Source organism: Streptomyces sp. NPDC005485, from assembly GCF_040606085.1.
Taxonomy (GTDB): domain Bacteria; phylum Actinomycetota; class Actinomycetes; order Streptomycetales; family Streptomycetaceae; genus Streptomyces.
On the sequence record NZ_JBEXDZ010000222.1, the window covers coordinates 1 to 12,189 of the forward strand.

Genomic DNA, 12,189 nt, shown 5'->3' on the forward strand with positions numbered 1-12,189 from the left:
AGGCACCGTGATTTGGGTACGGTGCCTGCGGTTTCGTGCACTATGCCGCCCAACCCCCGGAGGGACTACGCGGACTTGCGGCTGTCTCGCGGATGCACCGCGATGTTCATCGCGCCGGAGCGGAGAACCGCCAGACGCTCTTCGAGGACCTCTTCGAGCTCCTCGCGAGTGCGCCGCTCCATCAGCATGTCCCAATGCGTACGCGCGGGCTTGGCCTTCTTTTCCTCAGGGCCGTCGCCATCCACGAGGAGTGCCTGGGCCCCGCAGACCTTGCACTCCCACTCCGGCGGAATTTCGGCCTCCACCGAGAAGGGCATCTCAAACCGGTGCCCCTTCTCGCATGCGTACTCCACGGCCTGGCGCGGAGCCAGGTCGATGCCGCGGTCCGTCTCATAGCTGGTCACTACGAGGCGTGTGCCGCGAAGAGCTCGCTCACTCATGAATCGTGCCTCCCGGGCTTGTCGCCCACAGGACAGGTGTCGCTGTCGTCGTCATCCGGTCAACGTCCGGTCGGCGGTAAAGATTCCCGTTCCGGGCCATGCGTCGCCGTCGTAGCCGCCCCTTGTTGTACCCACCTGCGCCCGGTTTGTCACATCTGACAGTAGATGTCACCCAGCGTTTCGTCTTCTTTGACGCGCAGTAACGGTACGCCTGGCAGGCCAAACGCGTACACTACCGGCCTTTGGCCTCGCGCGCTAAATCCTGTCCGGTACGGGATTGCCCGCGTCGCGCACCGCCTGCTCCACCGGGACCCTCGCGAGCAGCGCGAATCCGATGACGAAGAAGGCCACGAGCGAGATGATCGCGTCCCGATAACTCCCGGTCAGCTGGTAGGTCAGACCGAACAGCAGCGGCCCCAGCCAGCTCATGCCGCGGTCGCTCATCTCGTACGCGGAGAAGTACTCGGCTTCCTTGCCGGGCGGCACGAGATGCGAGAAAAGGGAGCGCGACAGGGCCTGGCTGCCGCCGAGGACCAGACCGATCCCGGAGGCGAGCACGAAGAACCAGACGGGCGCGCCCGCCGGCAGGAAGTACCCGGCGGCGAGAGTCACCGTCCAGGCGGCCAGTGAGCCGAGAATCGTGCGTTTCGCCCCGTAGGTGCGGGCCAGCCGTCCCATGCCGAGGGCTCCCGCCACCGCGAGCACCTGCACCAGCAGCACGGCGGTGATCAGGGTGGACTGGCTGAGACCGAGCTCCTCCGAGCCGTACACCGACGCCTGGGAGATCACCGTCTGGATGCCGTCGTTGTAGACGAGGTAGGCGAGCAGGAAGGCGAGGGTGAGGGGCTTGCCGCGCATGTCCCGCACGGTGTCGGCCAGTTGCCGCCAGCCGTGTACGGCCGGCGCCGCCGCGGTGGCCCGGGCCGGCCGGCGGTCGCGCAGCCGCTTGAGCGGGACGAGGGTGAAGGCGCCCCACCAGACGCCCGCCGAGGCCAGACAGATGCGCACGGCCGTCGACTCGGAGACACCGAAGGTGTCGTGGGCCGTGAAAAGGACAAGGTTCGCGACCAGAACCAGGGATCCGGCCGCGTACCCGAAGGCCCAGCCCCGGGAGGAGACCGCGTCGCGCTCCTGCGGCGGGGCGATCTGCGGCAGGTAGGAGTTGTAGATCACCATCGACACGGCCACCGACGCGTTCGCCACGATCAGCAGCAGTCCGCCGAGCAGATAGCGGTCGCCGTCCAGGAAGAACATGCCGGTCGTCGCCGCGGCGCCCAGGTAGGCCGCCGCCGCGAGGAGCGGCTTCTTGCGGCCCGTGCGGTCGGCGGCCGCGCCCGCGATCGGCATCACGAAGATCGACAGGATGACGGACGCGGAGACCGAGTACGCGAAGAAGGCCCCCGCGCTGACCGGGACGCCCAGGGGATGCACGAAGCCGTCCGCGTCGGCCGCCGACTTGGCGACCGAGGTCAGATAAGGGCCCAGGAACACGGTGAGCACGCTCGTCGAGTAGACGGAGCAGGCCCAGTCGTACACGTACCAGCCGTGTTGTTCGCGCCGTCGCTCGGCGGCCTCGTCGGCAGCCTCCGCCCGCACGGTGTCGGTGCCCACCCGTGCCCTCGCTTCCCCGTGAACGGACCGCGCGAGGGGCCTTTCGAGGGGTCCTGCAGGGACTCAGGCCCAGGTGCCCCGGTCCTCCAGGACCTTGCGCAGCGTGTCGATGTGATCGGTCATGATGCCATCGACTCCCAGGTCGAGGAGGCGGTGCATGCGTTGCGGTTCGTTCACGGTCCACACGTGCACCTTCAGCCCACGCGCGTGGGCGGCGCGTACGAAGCGGTGATCGACCACGGGGATCCCCGACTGGGACTCGGGCACCTGGGCGGCGACCGCCGACCGGCGCAGCGCAGCCGGGATGCCGTACGAGAGCAGGCGCAGGCCCAGGACGCCCCGGGTGCCGTAGGACGTGGCCAGGCGGGGACCGGCCAGCTGCTGGGCGCGGGCCACCCGCGGCTCGGAGAACGAGCCGACGCATACGCGGTCCCAGGCGCTGGTGCGGTCGAGCAGGTCCAGCAGGGGGCGCAGGGCGGGCTCGGCCTTGACGTCGACGTTCCAGCGCGCCTGCGGGAAGGTCTCCAGGAGTTCCTCGAAGAGGGGGACCGGTTCCTTGCCCGCCACGCGCGCGTGGCTCACGTCCTGCCACGGAAGGTCCGCGATCCGGCCCGCCCCGTCCGTCATCCGGTCCAGGGTCGAGTCGTGGAAGGCGACGAGCCGGCCGTCCGCCGTGGCGTGCACGTCCGTCTCCAGATACCGGTAGCCCATCTCCACCGCGCGCCGGAACTGGGCCACGGTGTTCTCCAGACCGTCCGCGGCCCCGCCCCGGTGGGCGAAGGCGATCGGTCCCGGGTGGTCGAGGTAGGGGTGGCGTATCGGCGTGGTCACGGACGCAGTATCGCCCTCTCCGGTTGACCCGTGGCAACGACCGTGCTTCCGCCCGATGCCGACGGGACGGCGAACACGCGCAGGAACACCTGGGCCAGCGGGCCGATGGACAGCGCGTACAGGACGGTGCCGATGCCGATGGTGCCGCCGAGCGCGAAGCCCGTGACGACGACCGCCACCTCGATCCCCGTCCTCATCAGCCGGATCGAGCGGCCGGTACGGCGGTGCAGTCCCGTCATGAGGCCGTCGCGCGGGCCCGGGCCGAAGGTCGCGGAGATGTACAGGCCGGTGGCCACACCGTTCAGGACGATGCCGGCGACGAGCAGCGGGACCCGGATCGCCAGGCCGTGGGCGTCGGGGGCCAGCGCAAGGGTGCCGTCCATGGCGATGCCCACGACGAACACGTTGGAGACCGTGCCGAGGCCCGGGCGCTGGCGCAGCGGGATCCACAGGAGCAGCACCGCCGCGCCCACGATGATCGACACCACACCGATCGTCAGGCCGGTGAGCTTCGCCAGGCCCTGGTGGAGCACGTTCCATGGCTCCAGGCCGAGGCCGGACTTCACGAGGAGCGCGGAACTCGCGCCGTACAGCGCCAGGCCGAAGTACAGCTGGATCAGCCGTCTCGCGAGACGGCTCTGCGTGGACAAGAAGTGCCCCCTGTGGTGGTAGTGGCCTGACACATGACACTCTGTGGCTTGGAAAGAGAAGCCATCCATGGCCAATTCGGGGAAGGTGGACTGGTAGACATGGCGCAGTGGACTTCGGCGGTGGGGGCGGCGCAGCTCGCCCGGCTGCTCAACTCCCAGCAGGAGCGGCCCGCCGGTCCCGGCACGCGCCGCCCGCCTGCCTACCGCGCGCTCGCCGACGGGATCCGGCTGCTCGTCCTGGAGGGCCGGGTGCCGGTCGCCGCCCGGCTGCCCGCCGAGCGGGAACTCGCGCTGTCGTTGTCCGTCAGCCGTACGACGGTCGCTGCCGCCTACGAGGCGCTGCGCGCCGAAGGCTTCTTGGAATCCCGTCGGGGCGCGGGCAGTTGGACCGCCGTGCCCGCCGGGAACCCGCTGCCCGCACGTGGCCTGGAACCGCTTCCGCCCGAGGCCCTCGGGTCCATGATCGACCTCGGCTGCGCGGCGCTCCCCGCGCCCGAGCCATGGCTCACCCGCGCCGTGCAGGGCGCCCTGGAGGAGCTGCCGCCGTACGCGCACACGCACGGCGACTACCCGGCCGGACTGCCCGCGCTGCGCGCCACGCTCGCCGACCGGTACACCGCGCGGGGCATTCCGACGATGCCCGAGCAGATCATGGTGACGACCGGGGCGATGGGCGCGATCGACGCGATCTGCCATCTCTTCGCCGGGCGCGGCGAACGGATCGCCGTCGAGTCGCCCTCCTACGCCAACATCCTGCAGCTGATGCGAGAGGCCGGGGCCAGGCTGGTGCCCGTCGCCATGGCCGAGGGGCTCGCCGGCTGGGACATGGACCGCTGGCGGCAGGTCCTTCGGGACGCGGCGCCGCGGCTCGCGTACGTCGTCGCGGACTTCCACAACCCCACCGGGGCGCTCGCCGACGAGGACCAGCGGCGGCGGCTTGTCGACGCGGCGCGGTCCGCGGGCACCGTCCTCGTCGTCGACGAGACGATGAGCGAGCTTCATTTGGACGAGGGCCTTGGGATGCCGCGTCCCGTGTGCGGCTTCGACCCCGCCGGGTCGACGGTGATCACCGTGGGCTCCGCCAGCAAGGCGTTCTGGGCCGGGATGCGGATCGGGTGGGTGCGGGCGGCTCCGGACGTCATCCGGAGTCTCGTCGCGGCGCGGGCATACGCCGACCTCGGGACGCCGGTGCTGGAGCAACTGGGCGTGAACTGGCTGCTCAGCACCGGGGGCTGGGAGCAGGCCGTGGACATTCGGCGGGGGCAGGCCAGGGAGAACCGGGACGCACTCGTCGCCGCCGTACGGCGCGAGCTGCCGGAGTGGGAGTTCGACGTGCCGCGGGGCGGGCTGACCCTGTGGGTGCGGACCGGGGGGCTCTCGGGGTCGCGGCTGGCCGAGGTGGGGGAGCGGGTGGGGGTGCGGGTGCCGTCGGGTCCCCGCTTCGGCGTGGACGGCGCCTTCGAGGGGTATGTGCGGTTGCCGTTCACCGTGGGGGGTGCGGTCGCCGAGGAGGCGGCGGTGCGGCTTGCTGCTGCGGCGCGGTTGGTCGAGGCCGGGGTCAGTGGGGGTACTGAGGCGCCTCGGACGTTTGTGGCGTGATCTGGCGGGGCGCCCTTCGCGGGGCGCCTGCGGGTGACTTGTGGGTCGGGGCCGTGCCGGTGCATCCGCCCGTCGCGTACGCGGTCACTTCTGTTTGCCGGGATGGCTGGAGTTGGATGTGACCGCGTACGCGACGGGCATGTGATGTACCGGCACGGCCCCTTCCGTGCGTGGGCGGCTGCGGGTGTGTGGGGGTGGCAGTCGCCTTCAGCGCCGGCGTCGGTGGGCGGCTGCGGGTGTGTGGGGGGTGGCAGTCGCGTTCAGTGCCGGTGGGCGGCTGCGGGTTGCGGGGGTCTGCGTCTCGGATGTTGGGGTGGGGTTCGGGGGATGCGGGGGCGGGGCTAGCGTGGGGGCATGACCACTGCTCCTGTCTCCCTCGACCGTGCCCGTAGCGACTATGCGGCGCTTGTCGGACGCGGCCTCTCCCTGGACATCACCCGTGGCAAGCCGTCTCCGCGGCAGCTGGACCTCGCCAATGAGCTGCTTGCTCTGCCCGGTGGTGACGTCCACACGGCCGAGGACGGCACCGATGTGCGCAACTACGGGGGGCTGAAGGGGCTGCTCGAGCTGCGGCGGATCTTGGCCGGGCCGTTGCAGGTGCCGGTCGAGCAGCTGCTGGCCGCCGGGAACTCGAGCCTGGAGCTGATGCACGACGTCGTCGTACAGGCCCTGCTGAGCCGGGTTCCCGGGAGTGAGCGGCGCTGGGCCGACGAGCCGCGTGTCGCGTTCCTGTGCCCGGTGCCGGGGTACGACCGGCACTTCGCCCTGACCGACCGCTTCGGGATCGAGATGATCCAGGTGCCGATGACCGACGACGGTCCGGACATGGACGTCGTCGAGCGGCTCGTCGCCGAGGACGCCGGGATCAAGGGCATCTGGTGCGTGCCGAAGTACAGCAACCCGAGCGGCGTCACCTACAGCGACGAGACCGTGCGGCGACTGGCCTCCATGACCGCCGCGGCCGGTGACTTCCGGGTCTTCTGGGACAACGCCTACGCCGTGCACCACCTGACCGAGGAGGAGACGCCGCTCGCCGACTTCCTCGCCCTCTGCGCCGAGCACGGCAACCCGGACCGGGCGCTCGTCTTCGGTTCGACTTCGAAGATCACCCTCGCGGGCAGCGGTGTGAGCTTCCTCGGGGCTTCCGAGGCGAACATCGCCTGGTGGCTCGGTGTGGTCGCCAAGCGGACCATCGGGCCGGACAAGGTCAACCAGCTGCGGCACGCCTTCTTCCTCAAGGACGAGGACGGTGTGCGTGCGCACATGCGGCGGCACGCCGGGATCATCGCGCCCAAGTTCGCCGCGGTGGAGCGGATCCTCGCGGAGGAACTCGGTGACTCGGGGCTCGCTTCTTGGACCGAGCCGATCGGCGGCTACTTCATCTCGCTGACCGTGCCCGAGGGGACCGCCAAGGAAGTGGTGCGGCTGGCCAAGGAGGCCGGGATCGCGCTCACCCCGGCCGGGGCCACCCACCCGCGAGGTGAGGATCCGGCCGACGCGATCATCCGGATCGCCCCGACCTATCCGGACCTCGCCGAGGTCGAGGAGGCCATCCGCGGTCTGGCCGTGTGCGTTCGACTGGCCGCCGCGCAGCGGGCCTGATCAGCTCTCGACGATCGCCGCTTCCGCCGGTACCGGCTGCGCTTCCGCCGATACCGGCTGTGCGTCCGCGGGTACCGGCTGCGCGTCCGCCGGAGTCGTGCGGCCCGGGAGCAGGTCGAGGACCGCGCGGCGGTGGGTATCGCTCGTCGCGTCGTCGTACGGGTCGGGGGTGGCCGGGACCTGGAGGCGCAGCACCGGGCCCGTGCCCAGGCGGGCGTAGCCCCGGCCGGGCGGCACGTCCTTGACGGGGGTCGTGTGCGGCGGGGCGCCGAGGACCGCTTCGAGCCGGTCCGGGGACGCCGGGCCCAGGACGACCCGGGCGCGCGTGTGCTGCCGTACGGCGTCGCTGAGGGTGTCAAGGGTGTCGAAGTGCTCGGCCACCACGACCGTGACGTTCGCCGCGCGGCCGTGGCGCAGCGGGACCTGGAGGAGGGTCTGCGGGTCCGGGTGGCCGTCGGCGGCGGCGACGTGGCCGAGGACGCTCGGGCGGTCCAGCAGGATCCACAGAGGGCGCTTGGTGTCGTCCGGCGCCGGGTGGCCCGCCTGGCGGGCGCGGTTCGCGGCGATCAGGCGGCGTTCGGTCTCGTGGGCGGCCCACTCCAGGCTCGCGAGCGCCCCGGCGAGGCCGCACTCGACGGCCAGCACGCCGTCACGGCCGGTCAGACACGCGTACTCGCCGGTGCCGCCGCCCTCGACGATCAGGACGTCGCCGTGGCGCAGGGCCTGGAGCGCGAGGGAGCGCAGCAGAGTGCTCGTGCCGCTGCCCGGCTCGCCGGCGACCAGCAGATGGGGCTCCGTGGAACGGACGCCCGTGCGCCATACGACCGGCGGGACGTCGCGCTGCTCCTCCCCGTGGGTGAGGGGGAGCGTGCGCTGGACGCCGGTCGGGTCGGTGAAGCCGAGGACCGTCTCGCCCGGCACCGTGACGAAGCGCTGGGCGGCGATGTCGGTGGGCAGCGGCGCGAGGACGGTGACCGCGAGCTGGTTGCCCTCCTCGTCCCACTCGAAGTGGTACTCGCGGCCGCGGCCCGACTTGGCGTGCAGCAGCTGCTCGATGCGGGCGCGGCAGTCCGTCTCGCCGTCCGCGAAGTAGGCCGGGTAGTGGATGAGGAGGCGGGACACGCGCCCGGTGTCGTCGAAGTCGTAGGCCGGGAAGGCCTTCTCCCAGTCCCCGCCGTGGGCGTAGAGCGGGGCCGGGTCCTCCGCGGCCGAGAAGTACGGGACCAGGGCTTCGTAGAGCGACCTCAGGCGTTGGACCTGTGATTCGTCGGGGCCCTCGGGCTCGGGATCGGTGCGGTCACGGCCCGTCCAGGCTGCCGCCGCCATCAGGGTGATGGCGGCGAGCAGCGGTCCGTACGGCACCAGGGCCACGACCAGGATCACCGAGGCCACCAGGAACAGCAGCGGCCCGCGCCGGTCCTTGGGAGTGGCGGCCCATCTGCGCCGTCCGGCGGTTGCCAGCCGGCGCAGACCACGAGTGATCGTGATCAGTGGATGGAGGACGTCGGTGGCGCTGTCGGCTGCCGTCCGGGCCAGCTCCCTGCTTCGGGCGATCTGGGCGGTGCCGTTGCTCAGGATGCGGGGGAGGGGGCGCCGGGCCACTGCTGTCTCCTGAAGGTGCGTACGAGCTGGACGAACGTCAGAACTTGATCCCGCCGAGGAGGCTCGCGAGGCTCGCCCCGCCGGCCGTGATGCTCGGGGCGATGGCGGTGCCCGCGAGATAGAAGCCGAAGAGTGCGCACACCATGGCGTGCGAGGCCTTGAGGCCGTCCTTGCGGAAGAAGAGGAAGACGATGATGCCGAGCAGGACGACGCCTGAGATGGACAGGATCATTTGAGCTCTCCTGGTTGAAGGGGGACAGTCACCATGAGTTCTTCCAGGCTCACAGGATGTATCCATACGATAAAAGGTGCAACTGGGTGAATTTCGGCGTTTTTCACCCAGGTGGGGGAGCCGTCCTGGGCCGCCTGAGCAGGTCTGTTGTCTCCTGTGGCGCCCGTGCTGATCCTTGCCTCGGGCGGGGCCCGTCATGTGTCGCCGCAGCCAGTACGCTGGCGATTCACCCGTACGGCTGCAAGCGCTCGCTGCCGTACGCTCACGCAGTCCCCCGTTGCAGTCGTAGTGAGAGGCGGTCCGGCCGATGAGTGAAGCCCCCGACCCCGAGGTCGTGGAGCTGGCGACCAAGATCTTCGATCTGGCCCGCCGGGGCGAGAACGAGGCGCTGGTGGCTTATGTCGACGCGGGCGTGCCGGCCAACCTCACCAACGACCGCGGCGACTCGCTCGTGATGCTCGCCGCGTATCACGGCCACGCCGAGGCGGTGCGCGCCCTTCTGGAACGGGGCGCCGAGGCCGACCGGATCAACGACCGGGGCCAGACTCCGCTCGCCGGAGCCGTCTTCAAGGGCGAGGAAGCGGTCATCCGCGCCCTTCTGGAGGCCGGAGCCGATCCGGCCGCGGGCACGCCCTCGGCCGCCGACACGGCGCGGATGTTCGGCAAGACGGAACTGCTCGAATTGTTCGGCGCACACTGACTCGAACGCCCTGACCAGGCGAAACGCAGCAAAAGGGGGAGGCGGAACGGGGCCGCCGGAAATACGGTCGCGGCAGGAAGAACTGCCGAGTCATCATGACTTCGTGATTCACGGACGTGATGGCTGGGCAGATGTTGCCGCACCGCGCGGGCCGTGACGCGGCCCGCATGGGCCACCGACGAGAGGCAGAGGAAGATGGTCTACAGCAAGCAGGAAACGGCGGGCGCCCCGACGTGTTGTCACGCGGCCAGGTAAAGCACGATCCCCGGTTGCGTCGACGCTTGATGTGAGGCTGTTTCCCATGTTCGATCCGGTCATAGCGCCCAGCGGTACGCTGCTCGGCCTGCTCCAGAGGGGCCGCGGCGACGGCACGCTGCACGCACTCACCGCCCCGCGCGCCGAGGCGCTCGCGGCACTGAACCACTGCGTGCTGCGCGACCCCCGCCACGACTGGCAGGTGGAGAACCGCTCCCTTTACTACGCCCGTCTCTACCTCGATCTGAGCGGTGAGCTCGACGAGATCGAGCGGCACCTCTTCGACGCCGAGGACATCCTCGACACCTGCGAGTCCCGCACCGGGCTCGCCCTCGCGGTCCTCGGGCACCTCGCCTCGTACGGCAGGCGGGACGCCCTGGAGCTGCTGCGGCGCTACGCCGCCGGCGGCACCGGCTGGGCCTGGGCCCTCGACGAGCTGGCCCTGCGCGACGACGACGCGGGCCTGCGCGCCCTCGCGGAACCCGTGCTGGCCCGTTTCCCCGCCGACCCGGAGGGCGAGGCCGAACTCGCCGTCGTCGTGCGCGACGCCTTCGAACCCCGGCCCTGGCGGCTGTGGGCCGAGGATCCCCGGGCCTCCGTCGGCGGACGCGTGCGCGCCGCCCAGGAGGCCGGCTCCTTCGACCGCTGGCAACGCCAGATGCGACCGTCCGGGCCCCGCCCGGGCTGGAGCGTGCAGGCCGTCTTCGAATGGGCCCAGCAGGGCATCGAACGCGGAGCCGCGCTCCATGTGCCGGCCGCCCGCTGCCTCGCGGCCGTCGCGGGCCCGGAGGACCGGACCGCGATCCTCGAAGCCGCCCGCTCCGGTGGCGACGGCGCTCGCTGCACCGCCCTGCGCTATCTCGCCGACAGCAACGATCCGGACGCCCTCGACCTGATCGAGGGCGCGGTGGCCGACGGCTCGACGACAGCCGTCGACGCCGCAGTGGACGCCTTCGAACGGATGCGCAGTGTCGCCGCCGTCGACCGGGCACGAAACTGGGCGCACCGCCCCGACGCGCTCGGCGCCGCCGCCGGGCGGATGCTCGCCTGCCGGGGTGGCGCCCAGGACAGCGAACTGGTCCTCGGCGCCCTGCGGGAAGCCATCCGCGGCGAAGGCCCCGACGCGCCCACCCTGTGGACCCTCGTCGACGGCACCGGACGCCTCGGCATCGCCTGCGCGGCACCCGTGCTGCGCCATATCTACCGCGAGACCGCCTCCTCCCATCTGCGCGGCCGCGCAGCCCGCGCCCTCGCCGCCACCGACCCCTCCTTCCCCGCCGGCTTCGCCGTCGAATGCCTGTGGGACTGCGAGGAATTCACCCGCGAGGTCGCCGCACGCCACGCCGAGACCGGTGACGCGCGCGTCGTCGACCAGCTCCGCCGACTGGCCACGGACCCGGCCGAGGAAGCGGAGGTCCAGACCGCCGTACGCAGCCGGATGGGGCCCGACATGCCCGCCGTATGAACGCGGGGTGACCCGGCGAGCAGCCGGGCGTGGACGCCACCCGACGCGCTCGGGTGTGCAGCGCAACGCTCATGGGACGTTCCTCGTCCGGAAAGATCGACGTTGACGTGACCACGTCCGGCTCGGCGACAACACGGGTATGCGTGTCGTCATCGTGACCGAGTCCTTTCCCCCCGATGTGAACGGCGTGGCCCACTGCGCGCTCCAGACCGCCCGGCACCTCGTCGATCGCGGTCACTCCCCCCTCGTCGTCGCCCCGGCCACCGCCGGGCACGGGCCCGACGCCTCCGCGCCGTGCCCCGTCGTCCGTGTCCCCTCCCTACCGCTCCCGGGCTACCCCCAGGTCCGCGTCGCCCTCCCCAGCCGACGCGTCGCCGCGGCGATCACCGAACACCGCGCCGACCTCGTCCACCTGGCCAGCCCCTTCGTCCTCGGCGTCCGCGGCATGGCGGCCGCCGCGCGGCTCGGCATCCCCGCCGTCGCCGTCTACCAGACCGACCTCGCCGGATACGCCCGTACGTACATGGGCGCGGGCGAGGCCACCGCCTGGCGGCGCATCCGCTCCGTGCACGCCGCCGCCGACCGCACCCTCGCCCCGTCCAGCGCGGCCCTGCACGACCTGGAGGCGCACGGTGTGCCCCGGGTGCGGCTGTGGCCGCGCGGTGTGGACACCGTCCGCTTCCGCCCCGACCGCCGGGACGAGGCGCTGCGCCGTGAACTCGCCCCCAACGGCGAGCTGATCGTCGGCTACGTCGGCCGGCTCGCCCCCGAGAAGCAGGTCGAACTGCTCGCCGCCGCCTGCGCGCTGGACGGCGTGCGCGTCGTGGTCGTGGGCGACGGCCCCAGCGAGACCGCGCTGCGCGAGACGCTCCCCGGCGCGGTCTTCCTCGGCCGCCGCACCGGCGACGAACTCGCCCGGATCTTCGCCTCGTTGGACGTCTTCGCGCACACCGGCCCCTTCGAGACCTTCTGCCAGACCGTGCAGGAGGCCATGGCCAGCGGCGTGCCGGTCGTCGCGCCGGCGGCGGGCGGACCGCTGGACCTGGTGGCCCACGGCCGTACGGGGCTGCTGGTGCCACCCGGCGACGCCGACGCCGTACGCGACGCGGTGTGGTCCCTGGTCGCCGCACGCCCAGCGCGGTGACCAGAGCCTGGGCCGGACCCGGCGGCACCGCCTCGTCGTCCGTCTCGAACCGGTCGGC

Annotated in this window: 11 protein-coding genes; 5 read left to right on the forward strand and 6 right to left on the reverse strand. The window is 71.8% G+C overall.

What is annotated here, in order from left to right; translation table 11 throughout:
- Positions 1 to 65 precede the first annotated feature (65 nt).
- The 4 genes from ABZS97_RS40690 to ABZS97_RS40705 all read right to left on the reverse strand — a co-directional run bounded on the left by ABZS97_RS40690 (position 66) and on the right by ABZS97_RS40705 (position 3,532).
- A complete protein-coding gene (locus ABZS97_RS40690; protein ID WP_003977404.1) occupies positions 66 to 440 on the reverse strand; it encodes an RNA polymerase-binding protein RbpA in 375 nt (124 codons plus the stop codon).
- A gap of 255 nt (positions 441 to 695) precedes the next feature.
- Positions 696 to 2,051, reverse strand: a complete 1,356-nt coding sequence (locus ABZS97_RS40695; protein ID WP_356147592.1) for an MFS transporter — start codon at positions 2,049 to 2,051, stop codon at positions 696 to 698.
- A gap of 63 nt (positions 2,052 to 2,114) precedes the next feature.
- Positions 2,115 to 2,882, reverse strand: a complete 768-nt coding sequence (locus ABZS97_RS40700; protein WP_356147595.1) for a glycerophosphodiester phosphodiesterase — start codon at positions 2,880 to 2,882, stop codon at positions 2,115 to 2,117.
- A complete protein-coding gene (locus tag ABZS97_RS40705; protein ID WP_356147598.1) occupies positions 2,879 to 3,532 on the reverse strand; it encodes a hypothetical protein in 654 nt (217 codons plus the stop codon). Before ABZS97_RS40705 ends, ABZS97_RS40700 begins: the two co-directional genes overlap by 4 nt.
- Before the next feature lie 99 nt (positions 3,533 to 3,631).
- On the opposite strand from ABZS97_RS40705, the gene ABZS97_RS40710 reads away from it, so the two are divergent.
- Together ABZS97_RS40710 and ABZS97_RS40715 are read left to right on the forward strand one after the other, a co-directional pair.
- Complete coding sequence (locus ABZS97_RS40710; protein ID WP_356147602.1) at positions 3,632 to 5,131, forward strand: PLP-dependent aminotransferase family protein; 1,500 nt, start codon at positions 3,632 to 3,634, stop codon at positions 5,129 to 5,131.
- Between the two features lie 354 nt (positions 5,132 to 5,485).
- Positions 5,486 to 6,733, forward strand: a complete 1,248-nt coding sequence (locus ABZS97_RS40715; RefSeq protein ID WP_356147605.1) for an aminotransferase class I/II-fold pyridoxal phosphate-dependent enzyme — start codon at positions 5,486 to 5,488, stop codon at positions 6,731 to 6,733.
- On the opposite strand, the gene ABZS97_RS40720 is transcribed toward ABZS97_RS40715, so the two are convergent.
- Together ABZS97_RS40720 and ABZS97_RS40725 are read right to left on the reverse strand one after the other, a co-directional pair.
- The gene (locus tag ABZS97_RS40720; protein ID WP_356147612.1) at positions 6,734 to 8,335 is read right to left on the reverse strand and encodes a hypothetical protein; all 1,602 of its coding nucleotides are present in this window, start codon (positions 8,333 to 8,335) and stop codon (positions 6,734 to 6,736) included. It abuts the gene before it with no gap.
- A 37-nt stretch (positions 8,336 to 8,372) separates the two neighbouring features.
- The gene (locus tag ABZS97_RS40725) at positions 8,373 to 8,567 is read right to left on the reverse strand and encodes a hypothetical protein (RefSeq protein ID WP_356147615.1); all 195 of its coding nucleotides are present in this window, start codon (positions 8,565 to 8,567) and stop codon (positions 8,373 to 8,375) included.
- A gap of 307 nt (positions 8,568 to 8,874) precedes the next feature.
- Here ABZS97_RS40725 and ABZS97_RS40730 point away from each other — a divergent pair, with 307 nt between their 5' ends.
- From ABZS97_RS40730 to ABZS97_RS40740, 3 genes are all read left to right on the forward strand, one after another.
- Positions 8,875 to 9,267 carry an ankyrin repeat domain-containing protein gene (locus tag ABZS97_RS40730; RefSeq protein ID WP_356147619.1) on the forward strand — a complete coding sequence of 131 codons (393 nt, stop codon included), beginning with the start codon at positions 8,875 to 8,877 and terminating at the stop codon, positions 9,265 to 9,267.
- Between the two features lie 301 nt (positions 9,268 to 9,568).
- Positions 9,569 to 10,987 (forward strand): HEAT repeat domain-containing protein, encoded by a 1,419-nt coding sequence (locus ABZS97_RS40735; RefSeq protein ID WP_356147622.1) that lies wholly within the window; start codon positions 9,569 to 9,571, stop codon positions 10,985 to 10,987.
- 139 nt (positions 10,988 to 11,126) lie between these two features.
- Positions 11,127 to 12,131: a glycosyltransferase family 1 protein gene (locus ABZS97_RS40740; RefSeq protein ID WP_356147625.1), complete on the forward strand. Its 1,005-nt coding sequence runs from the start codon at positions 11,127 to 11,129 to the stop codon at positions 12,129 to 12,131.
- Positions 12,132 to 12,189: the final 58 nt, after the last annotated feature.

Excerpts from the sequence above, each read along its gene's own strand:
- ABZS97_RS40730 (WP_356147619.1), top strand. The coding sequence starts at position 8,875 with ATGAGTGAAGCCCCCGACCCCGAGGTCGTGGAGCTGGCGACCAAGATC.
- ABZS97_RS40690 (WP_003977404.1), bottom strand. The coding sequence starts at position 440 with ATGAGTGAGCGAGCTCTTCGCGGCACACGCCTCGTAGTGACCAGCTAT.
- ABZS97_RS40710 (WP_356147602.1), top strand. The coding sequence starts at position 3,632 with ATGGCGCAGTGGACTTCGGCGGTGGGGGCGGCGCAGCTCGCCCGGCTG.
- ABZS97_RS40725 (WP_356147615.1), bottom strand. The coding sequence starts at position 8,567 with ATGATCCTGTCCATCTCAGGCGTCGTCCTGCTCGGCATCATCGTCTTC.
- ABZS97_RS40715 (WP_356147605.1), top strand. The coding sequence starts at position 5,486 with ATGACCACTGCTCCTGTCTCCCTCGACCGTGCCCGTAGCGACTATGCG.
- ABZS97_RS40735 (WP_356147622.1), top strand. The coding sequence starts at position 9,569 with ATGTTCGATCCGGTCATAGCGCCCAGCGGTACGCTGCTCGGCCTGCTC.
- ABZS97_RS40740 (WP_356147625.1), top strand. The coding sequence starts at position 11,127 with ATGCGTGTCGTCATCGTGACCGAGTCCTTTCCCCCCGATGTGAACGGC.